This is a genomic window from Corynebacterium sp. UMB10119B, assembly GCF_030228125.1.
Classification (GTDB): Bacteria; Actinomycetota; Actinomycetes; order Mycobacteriales; family Mycobacteriaceae; genus Corynebacterium; species Corynebacterium pseudogenitalium.
This window is the reverse complement of sequence record NZ_JASPBG010000005.1, coordinates 100577-117495: the sequence shown is the minus strand read 5'-3', so window position 1 is coordinate 117495 and position 16919 is coordinate 100577. Positions and strand designations below refer to the sequence as shown.

15 protein-coding genes and 1 tRNA gene are annotated in these 16919 nt (G+C 63.9%); 8 read left to right on the top strand and 8 right to left on the bottom strand.

What is annotated here, in order from left to right; genetic code table 11:
* Positions 1–188: 188 nt before the first annotated feature.
* Positions 189–261, bottom strand: a tRNA-Lys gene (locus tag QP802_RS06130).
* A 181-nt stretch (positions 262–442) separates the two neighbouring features.
* Between QP802_RS06130 and QP802_RS06125 the strand changes: the two genes are divergently transcribed.
* From QP802_RS06125 to cydC, 4 genes are read left to right on the top strand one after another with little or no spacing between them, the layout of a single operon-like run.
* Positions 443–2005 carry a cytochrome ubiquinol oxidase subunit I gene (locus QP802_RS06125; RefSeq protein WP_070361957.1) on the top strand — a complete coding sequence of 521 codons (1563 nt, stop codon included), beginning with the start codon at positions 443–445 and terminating at the stop codon, positions 2003–2005.
* Positions 2006–2008: 3 nt separating this feature from the next.
* A complete protein-coding gene (gene cydB, locus QP802_RS06120) occupies positions 2009–3013 on the top strand; it encodes a cytochrome d ubiquinol oxidase subunit II (RefSeq protein ID WP_256008636.1) in 1005 nt (334 codons plus the stop codon).
* Positions 3014–3016: 3 nt separating this feature from the next.
* Positions 3017–4549, top strand: a complete 1533-nt coding sequence (locus QP802_RS06115; protein ID WP_256008635.1) for an ABC transporter ATP-binding protein/permease — start codon at positions 3017–3019, stop codon at positions 4547–4549.
* Positions 4546–6108: a thiol reductant ABC exporter subunit CydC gene (gene cydC, locus QP802_RS06110; protein ID WP_284817854.1), complete on the top strand. Its 1563-nt coding sequence runs from the start codon at positions 4546–4548 to the stop codon at positions 6106–6108. Before QP802_RS06115 ends, cydC begins: the two co-directional genes overlap by 4 nt.
* 6 nt (positions 6109–6114) lie before the next feature.
* Here cydC and QP802_RS06105 read toward each other — a convergent pair whose 3' ends face one another.
* Positions 6115–7617 (bottom strand): acetyl-CoA hydrolase/transferase family protein, encoded by a 1503-nt coding sequence (locus QP802_RS06105; protein WP_070361953.1) that lies wholly within the window; start codon positions 7615–7617, stop codon positions 6115–6117.
* Positions 7618–7815: 198 nt separating this feature from the next.
* Between QP802_RS06105 and dusB the strand changes: the two genes are divergently transcribed.
* Complete coding sequence (gene dusB, locus QP802_RS06100) at positions 7816–8967, top strand: tRNA dihydrouridine synthase DusB (protein WP_256001022.1); 1152 nt, start codon at positions 7816–7818, stop codon at positions 8965–8967.
* Between the two features lie 43 nt (positions 8968–9010).
* A complete protein-coding gene (locus QP802_RS06095) occupies positions 9011–9739 on the top strand; it encodes a phosphate signaling complex PhoU family protein (RefSeq protein ID WP_070363440.1) in 729 nt (242 codons plus the stop codon).
* A 3-nt stretch (positions 9740–9742) separates the two neighbouring features.
* Here the strand turns inward: QP802_RS06095 and pstB are convergent, their stop codons facing one another.
* The 5 genes from pstB to mshD all read right to left on the bottom strand — a co-directional run bounded on the left by pstB (position 9743) and on the right by mshD (position 14543).
* Positions 9743–10516, bottom strand: coding sequence for a phosphate ABC transporter ATP-binding protein PstB (gene pstB, locus QP802_RS06090; protein WP_070361951.1), 774 nt, complete (start codon positions 10514–10516; stop codon positions 9743–9745).
* 14 nt (positions 10517–10530) lie between these two features.
* Positions 10531–11424, bottom strand: coding sequence for a phosphate ABC transporter permease PstA (gene pstA / locus QP802_RS06085; RefSeq protein WP_070361950.1), 894 nt, complete (start codon positions 11422–11424; stop codon positions 10531–10533).
* Positions 11421–12383, bottom strand: a complete 963-nt coding sequence (gene pstC / locus QP802_RS06080; RefSeq protein WP_070361949.1) for a phosphate ABC transporter permease subunit PstC — start codon at positions 12381–12383, stop codon at positions 11421–11423. The genes pstA and pstC overlap by 4 nt, the downstream gene beginning before the upstream one ends.
* 2 nt (positions 12384–12385) lie before the next feature.
* Entirely contained in the window at positions 12386–13507 is a 1122-nt protein-coding gene (pstS, locus tag QP802_RS06075; RefSeq protein WP_284817851.1) for a phosphate ABC transporter substrate-binding protein PstS, read from the bottom strand.
* Between the two features lie 121 nt (positions 13508–13628).
* Positions 13629–14543 carry a mycothiol synthase gene (mshD, locus tag QP802_RS06070; RefSeq protein ID WP_284817849.1) on the bottom strand — a complete coding sequence of 305 codons (915 nt, stop codon included), beginning with the start codon at positions 14541–14543 and terminating at the stop codon, positions 13629–13631.
* A gap of 34 nt (positions 14544–14577) precedes the next feature.
* Between mshD and QP802_RS06065 the strand changes: the two genes are divergently transcribed.
* Positions 14578–15315: an LmeA family phospholipid-binding protein gene (locus QP802_RS06065; protein WP_284817846.1), complete on the top strand. Its 738-nt coding sequence runs from the start codon at positions 14578–14580 to the stop codon at positions 15313–15315.
* Between the two features lie 20 nt (positions 15316–15335).
* The gene (locus QP802_RS06060) at positions 15336–15959 is read left to right on the top strand and encodes a heme-binding beta-barrel domain-containing protein (RefSeq protein ID WP_256001028.1); all 624 of its coding nucleotides are present in this window, start codon (positions 15336–15338) and stop codon (positions 15957–15959) included.
* A gap of 20 nt (positions 15960–15979) precedes the next feature.
* On the opposite strand, the gene QP802_RS06055 is transcribed toward QP802_RS06060, so the two are convergent.
* Positions 15980–16903 (bottom strand): aminodeoxychorismate lyase, encoded by a 924-nt coding sequence (locus QP802_RS06055; protein ID WP_284817844.1) that lies wholly within the window; start codon positions 16901–16903, stop codon positions 15980–15982.
* Positions 16904–16919 lie beyond the last annotated feature (16 nt).

The following is a 16919-nucleotide window of genomic DNA, read 5'->3' as shown; positions in this document are numbered from 1 at the left end:
CGGACGGTGTCGGGGAACTTTGCGGGCATCGGAATACCTTCCAGCCCTCAACACTCCAACGAAATGTCCGCGCTCCCGCGGACAAGAGTTACTACAATCCTGTTACTACACTTTGAGCTTCGCGCCGACTCAAGCCACTCTGCATCCAACAAAAAGCGCCACCGACCGAAGTCGCGTGGCGCTGAATGTGGGCCCTGCGGGGATCGAACCCGCGACCTGCGGATTAAAAGTCCGTAGCTCTACCAACTGAGCTAAAGGCCCGTGCGCAACAACTTAGCACAACTCAAGGGTGGGCCGAAATCGTAAACCCACCCCGAAATGACCCTTCAGGACGCTACCCCCATATATGGTCATACCCCCTGGAAGTTAGGGGTTTTCGGTGCCTGCTACGGTAAATATATGACCATAACCTTTATTGGTTGTTTACGTTGAAGGAGTCACAATGCCGCTAGATTTAGTCGATCTGTCAAGGTGGCAGTTCGGCATTACGACGGTCTATCACTACCTTTTCGTCCCACTGACCATGGGACTCGCGCCGATGGTTGCGATCATGCAAAGCATCTGGCACAAGACTGGCGACGAGCGCTGGTACCGCGCGACCCGTTTCTTCGGAAACATTTTCCTCATTAACTTCGCGATGGGCGTTGTCACAGGCATCGTCCAGGAGTTCCAGTTCGGCTTGAACTGGTCTGAATACTCCTCGTTCGTGGGAGACGTGTTTGGTGCACCGCTCGCCTTCGAGGGCCTGACGGCATTCTTCTTTGAATCCGTCTTCCTCGGCGTCTGGATTTTCGGTTGGGGCAGGTTGCCGAAGTGGGCACACCTTGCGTCAATCTGGATTGTTTCGATCGCCGTGAACATCTCGGCGTTCTGGATTATTACCGCAAACTCGTTCATGCAGCACCCGGTGGGCGCTGTGTTCAACCCGGAAACGAACCGCGCTGAGCTGGTTTCCTTCAAGGCGTTGCTGACGAACCCGACGGTGCTGTGGGCATTCCCGCACGCGGTGTTCGGCGCTTGGATGCTCGCGGGCACCTTGGTGTGCGGCGTCGCTGGCTGGTGGATGATCCGCGAGGCCCGCAAGGGCGATCCGGATGGGGATGCCGCGACGGTGTGGCGTTCCTGCACCCGCTTCGGTGCGTGGGTCATCCTCGCTGCGACGGTGCTCATCACGCTGACTGGTGACGAGCTGGCCAAGCTGATGTTTACGCAGCAACCGATGAAGATGGCGTCGGCAGAGGCACTGTGCCACACTGAGCTGGATCCGCACTTCTCGGTGCTTTCTATCTCGACGTACAACGACTGCGAGTCCGCAACCCAGCTGATCGGCCTGCCATTTGTGCTTCCGTTCCTGGCACAGGGCAAGCTTTCTGGCGTTGAGCTGCAGGGCGTGCTGGATCTGCAGCAGTACTACGAGTCGCTGTACGGCCCGGGCAACTACACCCCGAACCTGTTCGTGACGTACTGGTCCTTCCGCATGATGATCTTCTTCATCGTCGTTTCCGTCGTGATGGCGCTGGTAGGCCTGTGGGTGACCCGCGGCAAGCGCGTGCCTACTGCGAAGTGGCTGGGCACCTTGTGCCTGGTGGCGCTGCCGGCTCCATGGCTGTCGAACATTTCGGGCTGGATCTTCACCGAGATGGGCCGCCAGCCGTGGATCGTCCACCCGAACCCGGCGTTCCAGGGTGGGGATCACCCAGGGATGGAGCAGAACATTCACATGCTGCTGGACTTCGGTGTTTCTGACCACCAGCCGTGGCAGGTGCTGCTCTCTATGGTGCTGTTCACGGTGCTCTACGGCATCGGTGCGGTGCTGTGGGTGTGGCTCATTCAGCGTCAGGTCCGTAAGGGCATGGACCAGCCTGGACTGCACGAGGGCGACTCCAAGCGCTTGAAGGATGTGCTCTATGGCCCGAACGCCGAGACCGAGTTGGAGCCGTTGAGCTTCAAGTCTTCGCAGGAGTCCGGCGCAACCACAACCACTGCGGACAACAAGGAGCTATAAATCATGGACTTGCAAGTGCTTTGGTTTGTGATCATCGGAGTGTTCTTCACCGGCTACTTCGTGTTGGAGGGCTTTGACTTCGGTGTTGGCATGTTGTTGCCGTTCATGAAGGGCGATGAGATCGAGAACGACCGTCGTCGCACGGCTGCGATCAGGACAATCGGCCCGATCTGGGACGGCAACGAGGTGTGGCTCATTACGGGCGGCGCGGCGATTTTCGCGGCGTTCCCTGAGTGGTACGCCACGCTGTTCTCCGGCTTTTACCTGCCGCTGGTGCTCATCCTTATGGGCCTGATTGTCCGCGGCGTGAGCTTGGAGTGGCGAGTCAAGGTGGACACGCTGAAGTGGCGCAGGCTTTGCGACGCCGGCACGGCGTTTGGCTCCTACCTGCCTACGCTGCTGTGGGGCGTTGGTTTCACGAACATCGTGATGGGCGTTCCGCTCAACGAGCAGGGCCGTCTGGACTCCTTCTATGACGGCTTCCTTGGCCTGCTCAACCCGCTCGGCCTGCTGGGCGGCGTGGCGTTCGTACTGCTGTTCATGCTGCACGGTGCGACGTTCCTTGGGTTTAAGTCCCACGATCCGCTGCGTGCTGAGATGCACGCGTTCGCGAAGAAGTTCATTGCTGGCCCGGCGATCGTCGTTGGCGCGGCGTACCTGCTGTGGATCCAGCTCACGCTGGGCGCTGGCTGGACCTGGATCCCGCTGGTGCTCGCTGCAGTTGGCCTGGTTGTTTCCGTGGTCGCGATTGTTGGCAACAAGGACGGCTTGGCGTTCTGGATGACGGCGTTCGCGATTATCTGCTGCGCGATTGTCCTGTTCGGATCGCTGTTCCCGGACGTGATGCCGTCGACAAGCGACCTGTTCGCTGGCTGGGATATCCGCAACGCGTCCTCCTCGCCGTACACCTTGAAGGTGATGACGTGGGCGGCTGTGTGCCTCACCCCGATCGTCCTGGCAGGTCAGATTTGGACCTACTGGGCGTTCCGGAAGAGGGTGTCGGTCTAGGCTATGGCCTCGCCGATTGACCCCCGGCTACTTCGCCTCGTACCGCCCGTGCGCCAACTCATTGTGCGCACGGGCGTTGCGCAAGCTGCAGACACGTTACTGCTGGTGGCCCGGGGTATTTTGATTGGGATTGTCGCAGCGTCGGCGGTGACGGAGCGCGCGGTTCCGCGTGCCTCGTTGCTGTTGGCGCTTGCTGGCGTTGTTGTGGCCCACGGCGTGTTGTCGTGGGTAGCGCAGCGCTGGTCCGCCGATGCGGTCGGCGGCGTTGTAGAGGACTTGCGGACGAAGGCGCTGCGGGCGTTGGCGAAGCAGGACCCGCGCGCGGTGGAGCAGGATTCGGCGACGTGGCGTCACGTGCTCACGCGCGGCATTACGGACTTCCGCCCTTATCTCACGGAGTTCCTCCCCGCCCTCTTTTCGACGGCCATCGGCACCCCAATCGTGGTCGCCGTCATCTTCTACTTCGACTGGATCTCTGGCGTGTTTTGCCTGATTACGCTGCCGTTGATTCCGATGTTTATGGTGCTGATCGGCAAGTTGACGGCGGATCACACCAAGCGCCGACTCGAGGTCACAGCTGGGCTGGGTGCTCAACTGTCGGACCTGTTGGCAGGTGCTCCGACACTGCGCGCTCTGCACGCCACGAAGCGTCCTGCGCAGCAGATCCGCCAAACGGGCCAAAAACACGCGGACTCCACCATGGGAGTGCTGCGCCTGGCGTTCCTGTCCTCGTTCGCTTTGGAGTTCATCGCGACGTTGTCGGTGGCGTTGGTCGCGGTGAGCATCGGCCTGCGGCTGGTGACCGGTTCGATCACGCTGCTGGCCGGGCTGACGGTGCTCATCATCGTCCCGGAGGTCTTCGCTCCGATACGCAGGGTCGGCGCGAGTTACCACGCCGCAGCCGACGGCCTGAGCGCCGCCGAGCGCGTCCTCGAGCTTCTCGACGCCCCCTCCGCCACCACCGGCTCCTACATCGCCGAGGAACCCGGTGTGCAGGTACGCAACCTGAGCGTGCGTGGACGAGACGGAGTCCGCCCGGATGGGCTCACCTTCGACGCCCCGCGCGGCCAGGTCACGGTGCTGACCGGCGCAAATGGTTCTGGTAAGTCAACCACGCTGTTGGCGGTGCTGGGCCAGTTGCCGGATGCAATGGTTGGGGGCGAAGTGGGCGTCGAGAAGAAGGTGGCGTATCTGCCTGCGACCCCGGCGATGGAGCCTGGGACCGTGGGCTCGAACGTGGCACTGTTTGGCGCGCGCGGGGACGTCGAACTGGTGGGCGTGTCTGAGGCGCACGCTGTCGGCCCATATGGGGACGGCATTTCCGCAGGACAGCGACAGCGCGTCGGCATTGCGCGCACGTTCGCCGCGGATGCGGACGTGTTCGTGTTGGACGAGCCGACCGCGCACCTCTCCCCCGAATTGGTCGACGAAGTGATACGAAGGATGCGTGAGCTGGCGCAGCGGGGCGCTGCGGTGCTGGTTGCGTCCCATGACCAGCGGGTACTCGACGCCGCAGACCAGGTGGTGCAGGTATGAGTGACTTGAAGTTTTTGCTGCGCATCGCACAGGTGCGTCCCCGCGACCTGATCAGCCCAATCATCGCCGGGGCGATTACGCTGCTGGCGGCGCTGAACCTGACGGTACTGTCCGGCTGGCTGATTACGCGCGCGTGGGAGATGCCGCCGGTGTTGGACCTCTCGGTGGCGGTGACGGCTGTGCGCGCGTTGGGTATTTCGCGAGCGGTGTTCCGCTACCTTGACCGGTTGGTGGCGCACAAGCTGGGCCTGCGCGCGCTGACGACGCTGCGCGCCACCATGTACGACGCCCAGGCGGCCGCCGGCCGTGTGGGCCGCGGCGAGGGCCAGGCGCTGCTGGTGGCGGATACGGAGCGCGTGACGGATTACATCGTGCGCACGCTCGTCCCGCGTGGCGTCGCCGTGGTGCTCACGGTGGTAGCCATCGTGGGCGCGGCGCTGCTGCACCCACTGGCGGCGGTAATCATGGCGGGTGGGTTCGCGCTCACGGGCCTGCTCATCCCCTACTTAGCGACGCGCGCTTCGCGCAACACCTTCCTGGTCGAGGCAGAAAACGCTTTCACGCTGCAGCTCGACTCGGTGCTGCACGACAGGGTGGAGTACGCCGTCGCCGGCAAGGGCGACGCGCTGATCGAGCAGGCCGCGCAGGCCTCGGCGGATGCGAGCAAGGCGTGGGCACAGTCCACGCGCCCGGAGGCCACCGCGTCTGCAATCCAGGCGTGGGCCACGGGCATCAGTGCGCTGCTGATTACGTGGTTGGCCGTCGAGACGTATACGGGCAACCCGGTGTGGCTGGGCATGCTGGTAATGCTGCCGCTGGCGGCCTTTGAGGCGCACGGCCCACTCGCGGGGGCTGCGGTGCACGCGGACCAGGCGAAGCGCAGTGCCCACCGCCTGCGCGAGGTCGCGGACCGCGCCGAAGAGACAACGAAGCTCAGCGGCGGCCCCCTCCCCCACCCGGAGACCGGCGTGGCCGTGCGGGCGGAGGCGCTGCGCACCGTCTACGGCGACCAAGCATGGGACTTCGAGCTTGCCCCCGGCCAGCGGATGCTGGTGCGCGGGCCTTCCGGCTGTGGCAAGACCACGATGCTGGAAACGCTCGCTGGGCTGCTGCCCGTCGCCGGCGGGACGGCGGCCATCGCGGAGGGTGCGCGTCTGTTCGCGGAGGACGCCTGGGTGTTCGCCACGACAGTGCGGGAGAACCTGCTGGTTGCCAACGGCGACGCCAGCGACGCCCGCATGGCCGAAGCGCTGGAGGCGACCGGCTTCGAGTTCGACCTGGACTTCATGCTGGAAAACGGCGCAGACTCGCTGTCCTCCGGGCAGCGCCGCCGACTGCTGCTGGCCCGCGCCCTGGTCAGTGACGCCCCCATACTGCTGCTCGACGAACCAACCGAGCACCTCTCCATCGACGCCGCGGAGCACCTCCTCGACGTCCTGCTGCACGAACCGCTACCCGGCGCGCTGCCGCAGCGCACGGTGATTGCGGTCGTACACGTCGACGGGCCCGTCGGCATCGAGGTTGCTGCCTCGCCGACGGGCCCGGACGTGGTGTCGTAGCTGGCGCTACTTCTTCATCGTGCCGGTTTCCATGATGCGGGTATGGAAGTCGAACGCGTGACGCAGATCGTGTGGCGTCTGCTGGAACTTGCTCTTCGACGCCAGCTCCACGTACTCCTCGAGCAGTGGGCGGTAGTCGGGGTGGGCAATCGCGATCATCTTGGCCACACGGTCACGTGGAGCGAGGCCGCGCAGGTCAGCGACACCGAACTCGGTGATGAAGACCATCGCGTCGTGCTCGGTGTGGTCCACGTGGGACACCATCGGGACGATGGAGGAAATCGCTCCGTCCTTCGCGGTCGCCGGGGAGATGAACGAGGAGATGTAGGCGTTGCGGGTGAAGTCGCCAGAGCCGCCCAGCGCGTTCATGATGCGGGAACCGTTGATGTGGGTGGAGTTCGCGTTGCCGTAGATGTCCGCCTCAATCATTCCGTTGGAGGCGATCAGGCCGGTGCGGCGGATGACCTCCGGGTGGTTCGAGATCTGCTGCGGGCGCAGGATGATGGACTCGCGGTAGCGCTTGGCTTCCGCGTTCATCTTGTCTGCGTACTCAGGGGACAGCGAGAAGGACGTTGCGGATGCGACGGACATCTTGCCGGCGTCGATAAGGTCGACCATGCCGTCCTGGATAACCTCGGTGTACGCCTGGATGTTCTCAAACTTCGAGTCCATCAGGCCGGCCATCACGGCGTTCGGCACGTTGCCCACGCCGGACTGCATAACGTAGCCGTCGTAGGTGAGGCGGCCGTGGCGCACCTCGTGCTCGAGGAAGTCGAGGAAGTTCGCGGCGATGCGTTCAGAGGTCTCGTCCGGAGCCTTGAACGGCGCATTGCGGTCCTCAGCGTTGGTCTTGACGACGGCGACGACCTTCTCCGGGTCGATCTCGATGTAGGTGGTACCGATGCGGTCGCCAGCCTTGGTAATCGGGATCGGGATGCGGTTCGGCAGTGGTGGCACGAGCCAGATGTCGTGCATACCTTCAAGGTCGAGCGACTGCCACTCGTTGACCTCGATGATGATCTTCTTCGCCGCGTTGAGGTACTCAACCGAGTTGCCGACCGACGAGGAAGGCACGATGTTGCCCTCCTCGGTAATGCGGACCGCCTCGACGATCGCGACGTCCACGTCGCCGAAGAAACCCTGCTCAACCATCATGCCGGAGTGGGACAGGTGGATGTCCTGGAACTTCATCTCGCCGGCGTTGATCTTGTTACGCATCTGCGGGTCAGACTGGTACGGCATTCGGTAGCGCAACGCATTTGCTTCCGCCAGGACGCCGTCGCACTCCGGTGCCGTCGAGGCGCCGGTGAACAGGTCGATTGCGTACTCCCGGCCAGCGTTATGCTCGTCGGTTGCCTTGGCTGCGATCGCAGCAGGCATTGCCTTCGGGTAACCAGCGCCGGTGAATCCCGAGATCCCGACCTTATCTCCATGGTTCACGAACTGGGCAGCTTCCTCTGCAGTCATGACCTTGGCGCGCAGCTTGTCACTCGCGATACGCTCGCTCATTAAAAACCTCACTTCGTGTTGATGATTCAGATATCACACCACCATAATTGTGACTTAGGTCTTACGGCAGAAAACTACGCAAACATCCAGAAAGGTCACCCTCACTGGATACCCCCTACCGGGCGAAGCGGGCGTCGACAAACAAAAGGGACATCCGAATTGGACTGCGCAGGCAGTGGCGGGAACAATGGGGGCACTATGAACCCACATCTGAGCATCGGCGGCCTGGAGCTGAACTCCCCCGTCCTCCTCGCGCCGATGGCCGGCGTGACCAACATGCCGTTCCGCGTGCTGTGCCGCGAAATTGAGCAGGAGCTCACCGGCACCACCTCCGGGCTGTACGTCTGCGAGATGATCACCGCCCGCGCGATGGTCGAGCGCAACGAGAAAACGCTCAAGATGATCCGCTTCGCCGATGTGGAACAGCCGCGCTCCATGCAGCTCTACACCGTGGACCCCGCCTACACCTACGAGGCGGTGCGCATGATCGTCGAGGAAAACATCGCCGACCATGTGGACATGAACTTCGGTTGCCCGGTGCCCAAGGTCACCCGGCGCGGCGGCGGGTCGGCCATCCCGTATAAGCGCAGGCTGTACGGCAACATCGTGGCCGCGGCTGTCCGCGCGGCGGAAGGTTCGGGGGTGCCAATTACGGTGAAGTTCCGCATCGGGATTGACGACGACCACCACACGCACATGGACGCCGGGCGCATCGCCGCCGAGGAAGGTGCGGCAGCCGTGGCGCTGCACGCGCGCACTGCCGCGGAGCGCTACTCCGGGGCGGCGCACTGGGATGAGATCGCCCGGCTGGTTGAGCACATGCGCGGCACGGGGCTGCCGGTGATCGGCAACGGGGACATCTTCGCTGCCAAGGATGCGACCGACATGATGGAGCAAACCGGCTGCCACGGCGTGGAGGTCGGCCGCGGGTGCTTGGGCAGGCCGTGGCTGTTCGCCCAGATTGGTGCGCAGCTGCGCGGGGAGCCGATCCCGCCGGAGCCAACCCTCGGGCGTGTCAGCGGCATCATCGCCCGCCACGCGGAGCTGCTCGCGGAGCACGTCGGTGAGCAACAGGCCTGCCGCGACATCCGCAAGCACACCGGCTGGTACCTGCGCGGATTCCCGGTTGGCGGCGAATTCCGCAAGGACCTTGCCCGGGTGGAAACGCTCGATGAGCTCGGGGCGCTGCTGGCGACCATCGCGGACTCCGAAGAACTCGCCGAGCACGCCGACGACGCCCGCGGCCGCCAGGGTTCTTCCTCCAAGGTTGCACTGCCAGAGGGCTGGCTCGACGATCCGGAGGACGCCACCGTGCCGGAGGGCGCGGAGATCGAGAACAACGGCGGCTAAGCCTTGCCTCGTTGATCAGGCCGTACCTATTACTATGGCGGGCATGCGTACCGCCTACCGTGAACACCTCGAAGCCTTCAACCGCGACCTGTTGCAGATGTGCGACACCGTGCGCGAGGTCATGCAGCTGGCGTCCACCGCGCTGCTGGAGCAGTCACTCGAGGACGCCGAGCATGCCCTCAACGCCTCTGACCCGCTCAAGGAGTTGAAGCTGCGCTGCGAGGAGCGCAGCATGAGCCTGCTCGCGCTGGAGAACCCGGTGGCGGGAGACCTGCGCCAGGTGCTGTCCTCTATCTATATCGTGGAGAACTTCTCGCGGATGGGCGCGATGGCGAAGCACATTGCGAAGCTGGCGCGGCTGCGCCACCCCTTCCCCGTGTTGCCGAACACGGAGCACGCCCCGATCGCTGAGATGGCCGCCCGCGTGGACGAAATGGTCAACATCACACACGACCTGCTGCTCGACCCTGACGCGGACGTCGCCGTTGAGCTCAACGCAATCGACGAAGGTGTCGACGACCTCCACGACTACCTCAACGCCATCACAACGTCTGACTCCTGGGAACACTCTGCGCGGGAGGCCGTCGACGTGGCGCTCGTCTCCCGCTACTACGAGCGCTACGCGGACCGCTGCGTGAACGTCGCCGGCCGCGTCGTCTTCCTGGTCACGGGCCTAAACCCGAAGGAGTACATGAAGCAGCGCGACGAGGACGCGTTTGACCGCCACTCGAAGCTGGCGGCAATCGAGCGGCGGTTCAGAGCCAAGAAGTAGCGGCTAGCCGAAGCGGCCTGCGATGTAGTCTTCGGTTTCCTGCCGTGACGGGTTCTCGAAGATCGTGGTGGTGTCGTCGAACTCGATGAGCTGGCCAGGCTTACCGGTTGCTTCCAGGGAGAAGAACGCCGTCTTGTCGGACACACGCGCGGCCTGCTGCATGTTGTGTGTCACGATCACGATGGTGTAGTTCTCCTTCAGCTCGTGGATGAGTTCCTCCACGGCCAGGGTCGAGATCGGGTCGAGGGCGGAGCAGGGCTCGTCCATAAGCAAGACCTCGGGGCGCACCGCGATGGCCCTCGCGATGCAGAGGCGCTGCTGCTGACCACCGGAAAGGCCGCCACCCGGCTTGTCCAGGCGGTCCTTGACCTCGTCCCACAGGTTCGCCGCGCGCAGGGAGCGCTCCGCGACGTCCTTGAGCTCCTTCTTGTTCTTCACCCCTGCCAAGCGCAGGCCCGCCACGACGTTGTCCTCGATGGACATCGTCGGGAACGGGTTGGCCTTCTGGAACACCATGCCGACGGTGCTTCGCACCGACACCGGGTCCACGTCCTTGCCGTAAATATTGTGGCCGTCCAGAATAATCTCGCCCTGCACGGAGGCGCCCGGGATCACCTCGTGCATGCGGTTGAGCGTGCGCAGCACGGTTGACTTGCCACAGCCCGAAGGGCCGATGAACGCAGTGACTGCCTGCGCGGGAATCTCCATGGTGACGTCCTGCACCGCGTGAAAATCACCGTAGTAAATGTTGACGTCACGCATCTGAAGCTTCGACATATTGCACGTAATCCTTATTTCTTCACTGAAAACTTCGCGGCAATCAACCGCGCGAGGGCGTTGAGCACAACAACAATGATGAGCAGTGTGAGGGCCGAGCCCCACAGCCTGTCGGCGGCCGCACCCGTACCGCCTGCCTTCCACATGTCCAGCATGAACAGCGGCAGCGAGGACTGCGGCTGACCAAACATGCCGGCCCAGTTCACGATCGGCGTGGACCCAACCAGGATCAGCACCGGCGCGGACTCGCCCATCACGCGGGCAATCGCCAGCATGATGCCGGTGGTGATGCCGGAGAAGGCTGTCGGCACCACGACGCGCACGATGGTCTTCCACTTCGGCACGCCCAGGGCGTAGGACGCCTCGCGCAGATCCATCGGTACCACGCGCAGCATCTCCTCCGTATTGCGCACCACCACGGGCAGCATCAGCAGGATCAGCGACAGCGCGACCGCGAAACCGGAGCGCGCCTGCCCCAGCACCGTGATCCACAGCGCGTAGATGAACAGCGCGGCAACAATCGACGGCACACCTGACAGGATGTCCACCATGAACGTGGTCAGCTTGCCCAGCTTCCCGCCCTTGTCATACTCCACCAGGTAGATCGCTGTGGCCACGCCAATCGGGATCGCAATTATCGACGCCACCAATGTCTGCGCCAGCGTTCCTACAATCGCGTGCAGCGCACCGCCGCCCTCCTTGGTGGCGCGGATACCGACCATGTCGGTGGTCCACCAGGACACGTCGCTGATGGCGTCCCACCCGCGGCCGACCACCGTGACCAGCAGCCACAGCAGCGGCAGCATCGCCAGCACCATCGTGGCAGCCACGAGGGTGCCCATCACAGCGCTTTTGATCGTGCGCGACTTCGCCACGGGGGTAAATGGCGACATAGGCTTTGTTGTCATTTACTTCTCCTCACAATCGCGCGCGCTGCAGCGTTGACCGCAAACGTAATCACAAACAGGACCAAGCCCGCCGCAATGTAGGCGCCAGCGCTAATCGGGTTATTGAACTCCGCGGACGCATTCGCGATCGCGGTTGCGAAGGTGGTGCCGCCGTCGAAGAGCGAGCCGCGGAACAGCGGTGCCGGGGAGACCACCATGTACAGCGCCATCGTCTCGCCCAGCGCGCGGCCCAGCCCCAGCATGGAACCGGCCACGAAGCCGGACTTGCCGAACGGCAGCACCGTCATCCGCACCACGTCCCAGCGCGTCGCACCCAACGCCATCGCAGACTCGATGAGACCGCGCGGCGTCTGCGTGAAGATCTCGCGCGCGGTGGCTGCGATGATCGGCAAGATCATGATGGCCAGCACGATGCCACCGGTCAGGATGTTGCGGCCCGTCGCGAACGACGGCGAGTTTTGGTAGTGCGCGAAGAGGAAGAAGTCGCCTCCCCAGGAATGCACCCACTCATAAAACTTGCCCAGTGCAGGTCCCAGCACCTTCGCGCCCCAGATGCCGTAGACGATCGACGGCACCGCCGCCAGCAAGTCCACCAGCACCGCGAGCGGGCGCACCATGCGCTTCGGCGCGAAGCTCGAGAGGAACAACGCCACACCCAGAGCGACCGGCATCGCGATGAGCAACGCGATGAGCGAAATCATCACCGTGGAGAAGAACAAGTTCGGGATACCGAAACGCATTGCGTCTAAGTTCGCCGTCTCCCACGGACCCGAATACGTCAGGAACCCGAGGAAGCCGCCTTCGTTCCGCAGCAGGGGCGGCAACGCCTCCAGCAGGAGGAATGCGCCAATCGCAGAAATGATGAGCGTGATTAAAACCGAAGAGGACGTCGATACGCCCTCGAAGACGCGGTCCCCGGCTCGGCGCCGGGGGCGCGCCTCAACTTGAGCTGTAGCCATTGTTACTGAATCGCGTTGATGGCCTCGCGGAGACGCTCAGCGTGCGCGCCCGACACCGGGATGAAGCCCTCGGACTCCAGCTCGCTGTCCTGCGAGTCCAGCGCCACGTTCAGGAAGTCACGCACCATGCCAACGGTTGCGGCATCGTAGCCAGCCGAGCACACAATTTCGTAGGTGGTCAGGATCAGCGGGTAGGAATCCGCATCCTTCGACGCGAACAGCGCTTCCGAGTCCACCACCATGTTGTGGCCCTCCGTGGAGAACTTCATGTGTGCCAGCGCGTTGCCCACGGTGGTGGAGTTCAGCTCAACCGGGCCGTTGCCGAAGTCAACCTTCGCAATCTTGTCTGCGAAGCCCGCCTCAACGTAGGTGATCGCGCCTGGGGTGTTTGCCACCTGGTCAGCGACACCGGTGGAGCCATTCGCACCGGAGCCGACCTCCGTCGGGAACGCCTTGCCCTTCGACTCCCACTTGCCATCCGACGCCGCAATCAGGAACTTTTGGAAGTTATCCGAGGTACCCGACTCGTCCGCGCGGTAAACGACGTTGATCTTCTGGTCCGGCAGCTCCACGCCCGGGTTGGACTCCGCAATCTTCGGGTCATTCCAGTTCTTGATGACGCCCTGGAAGATCTCCACGATGTTGTCGACGCTCAGCGTCAGCTCGTCGACGCCCTCCAGGTTGTATGCAACCGCGACAGGGCCAATCACGAACGGCAGGTGCCACGCCTCGTTGCCACCGCAGCGCTCCGCAGCCTTTGCGACTTCCTCTTCCTTCAGTGGCGAGTCGGAACCAGCGAAGACCACCTGGTTGTCCAGGAACTGCTTCACGCCAGCGCCGGAACCAGTCGGGTTGTATGCCAGCGTCGCGCCCGGAACGTCCGCCTCGTACACCGTACGGAAGTAATCCATCGCGTTCTGCTGCGAAGACGCGCCCTCCGCCAGCAGCTGCCCAGTTTCGCCGGAAAGTTCGTACTCCCCTGCGACTGCAGCATCGGAACCGGGGGTATCCGTTGCGGAGGTGTCCGCCGCATTGTCTGCACCGTTGCCACACGCAACCAACGCGGCCGACGCTACCGCTAATGCACCGAATACTGCTGCAGAACGCTGATTTTTGAAATTCACGTGGAATACCTTTCCAAGAAATAGTGACCTTTAATGTTCGAGGAGTAACGCTAAAGCGTGATGGTGAACACTAAAGGCCCCTATTCGTGAACTTCACATGAATGTTGCGTGACGGTTGGGTTTAATCACCCGCCGCTGCCCCCGCCGCTTTATATACGACGTGGCGCTCCGCGACCTGGAATCCAAGCTCCTCGTAGCGCTTCACGGCCGGGGCATTGTCCGCCTCAACGTAGAGGATCACAGCCGGGCTTCCCTGCTCCGCGAGGTGAACCAGCCCCAGTTCCATCAATACGCCGCCAAGGCCGTGGCCGCGGAAGGCGTCCGCCAAGCCGACAACGTAGACCTCTCCGGTGCCGTCCGGGTGGCGCTTCGTCCAGTGGAAGCCCGCAAGCTCCTCGCCGCGGTAGAGCAGCCACACCCCGGCTGGGTCGAACCACTCCGCTTCCATCGCGCGGTGCAGGCGCTCGATATCCCAGCCGCCTTGCTCCGGGTGCCAGGAAAACGCCTGGTTGTTGGCCTCCAGCCACGCCTTTTCGACGGCCCCACGGCCCCACTTTGCGCTCGCCTCGGTGAGGTTGAACGCCTCGTATCCCTCGGGCAGCTGCACGGGTTCAGCGCGCACCTCGTCCAGACGCATCACGAGCAGCTCGCGCACCGGGTGCAATCCCAGCAGCAGGGCGACCTCGTGGGCGTCGGGCAGGTTGCCGTGGGCCCACAGGCCCGCGGCGGGGTTGTGGGCGAAGGTGGCGTCGACAAGGCTGCGGCCCATCCCCTGACCACGCGACTGCGGATCCACCGCGAGCTCCGCCGAACCGTCCGGGGCGAACCCCACGACTCCTACAACGTCGTCGCCCTGTCTGACTACCAGGTGGTTGTGGCCCAGGCGGGCGTCGTGAAGCCCGTTAAGGAACTGCTCGGAAAAGGCGGCGATGCCGTCGTAGTCCGCGACGCGCTGCAGCATCGCCTCGACCTGTTTGGCCGTCTCCGGATGTTCCGGCAGCGTGAGCGGTTGGGGGTGAAAGCGAGTGTTCGTCATGCCCCAAGGCTAGCGTGTGTGTACAACTAGAGACGTGAAGAAACGGTCGATCGCCCTCGGGCTCGTTGCGGTGCTATGCGTCGGTGGCGCCGCCGACACCCTGTTTGCCTCCGGCGTGGAGCGCACGCTGTCGAGGCAGGCCGCGCAGCTCAACGGGCTCGAAGTAGCCCCCGAGGCCTACATCTCCGGATTCCCGGTGGCGCTGGCTGCTGTGACCGGAGCTGTGTCAAGGGTGAGCCTGCACTCCGTAGACGTGCCGGTGGCGGGCGTCGGCGTGGGCAACGCCGGGGTGGAGCTGATCAACCTGGAACTGCCCGCAAACGCCGGGCAACGCTTGCGCCGCGCGGATCTCACCGGCGCGCAGGCCGACGTTGTACGCCGCACAGTGCGCCTCGACGGCGTCGCGTTCGGCCAGCTCCTCGGCATGACCGACCTCGACATCGCGCATCCCTACGACATCTCGCCCTCCGGCGGCACCGCGAGCGAAGCTCGCATGACCGGCACCGTCCCCGGCACGGACATTCCCACCACAGTCGTGGTCACCCTGCGCCTCGACGGCCCCACCTTCCGCATGCGGCCCAGCCAGCTTATCGACGTCCCCTCCGACCTCACCGACCGCGTCATCGACGCGTACACCCTGGACAGGGACACCCGCGACCTGCCGCTAGGCGGCCAGGCCGACAACGTGCAACTTTCCGGCGGCTCCATCGAGTTTTCCCGCGACCGCATCAACACCGTCGTGGAAGCTGCCGACCTCGCACCGCTGGTGTAGGACGTTGTAGCCTGGTACGCATGAGTGAAAAGCTAAACGGAAACGAAGCAGTCAACCTCGCCGCTGAACAGTCGAAGGCGACCGCGCACCGCAACATCCCCGCCCTCGGGTTTGATGAGATGCCCCTGCCAGCGGACACGGCAAACCTGCGTGAAGGCCCCAACCTGCACGACGGACTCTTAGCGCTCCTGCCACTAGTCGGCGTGTGGCACGGCGAGGGCCAAGCCAACGATAACGGCGACGAGTACGCCTTTGGCCAGCAGCTGGTCATCTCCCACGACGGCGAGAATTACCTCCGCTTCGAGTCCCGCATCTGGCGCCTGGACAAGGACGGCAAGCCCACCGGCGCGGACCAGCGCGAGGTCGGCTTCTGGCGCATTTCCCTGAAGGACGAAATCGAGGTCACCCTCACCAACTCCCGCGGGCTCACCGAGATCATGTACGGCACACTGCTCAACGAGCGCGCATGGCAGCTGACCAGCGCGTCGACCATCGTGACGGAAACGGGCCCCGAGAACCACGGCCCCGGCAAGCGCGTCTACGGCCTGATGCCAAACAACAACCTCGGTTGGGTTGACGAGCGCGCCGTCGACGGCGAGATGGTCCCCTACATGTCCGCCGAACTCAAGCGCGTGGCCGGCTAAGCACTAAGGTTTACAGGCTTTTACAGGCCCAGACTCGCGTCGAGCGCCTGCTGCACTAGCTCCTGGATCTCCCGAGCGTTCTCGGGGGCCGGGAGCTTTTTGCCGTTCAGGCGCTTCACCCTCGTCGCCATCCTCGTGGAGCTCACCAACCACACCGACTCAGCCTTGAACAGTTCATTGAGGTAGATGTCTTTCTGCTTGCACTTCCAGCCGCGCGCGGATGCGTACTCGAACAGCGCGGCCTGCGTCGTGCCCGGCAGGATGCCCGGCCCCGGCTTCGGCGTGCGGATCCGCCCGCCCTTCTTCACCACGATCACCGTCGAGTTCGCGCCCTCCAGCACGCGATCGGTGGTGGGGTCGATGTAGATCACGTCGTCGTGCCCGTGGCTCTTCGCCCAGCGCAGCGCAGCCATGTTCGCCGCATAGTTCAAGGTCTTCGCGCCTACCTGCATCCACGGCACTGCGTGCTCACCGGTGTCCAGGGAGTAGCCACGCGAGGTCGTCATTACCGACACCCCGCTCTTGCGCTGCTGCAACGCAGTCTCGTCGATGGGGCGCACCGTCAACCACGCCGTGGGGACGCCGGTGGTTTCGCGGCCGCGCGTCATCGTCCACACGCAGCGCGCGTCCACTTCCTCCGGCTCGCTGCCACGCTCGCGCACGTAGTCGGCCACCGCCTCATTCGTCGCCTTCACCCAGTGGTCCACCCCCGGGTCCGGCAGGTCGAGTGTGCGGGCGCTTCGCCGGAAACGCTCAATGTGGGCCTCAAGGTTGGCGGGCACCCCCTTCCGGATCAGGATGGTTTCGAAGATGCCGTCGCCACGCGTGACGGCGGCGTCGTCCCAAAACACGTGCGGCATGCTGGCGTTTTGGCGTCGAATAGAACCGCCGAACGGTTCCACAAGATAGATCACTGGAGCTGGTAACAAGTGCGACGAACCCATGCGTTCATAGTATCCC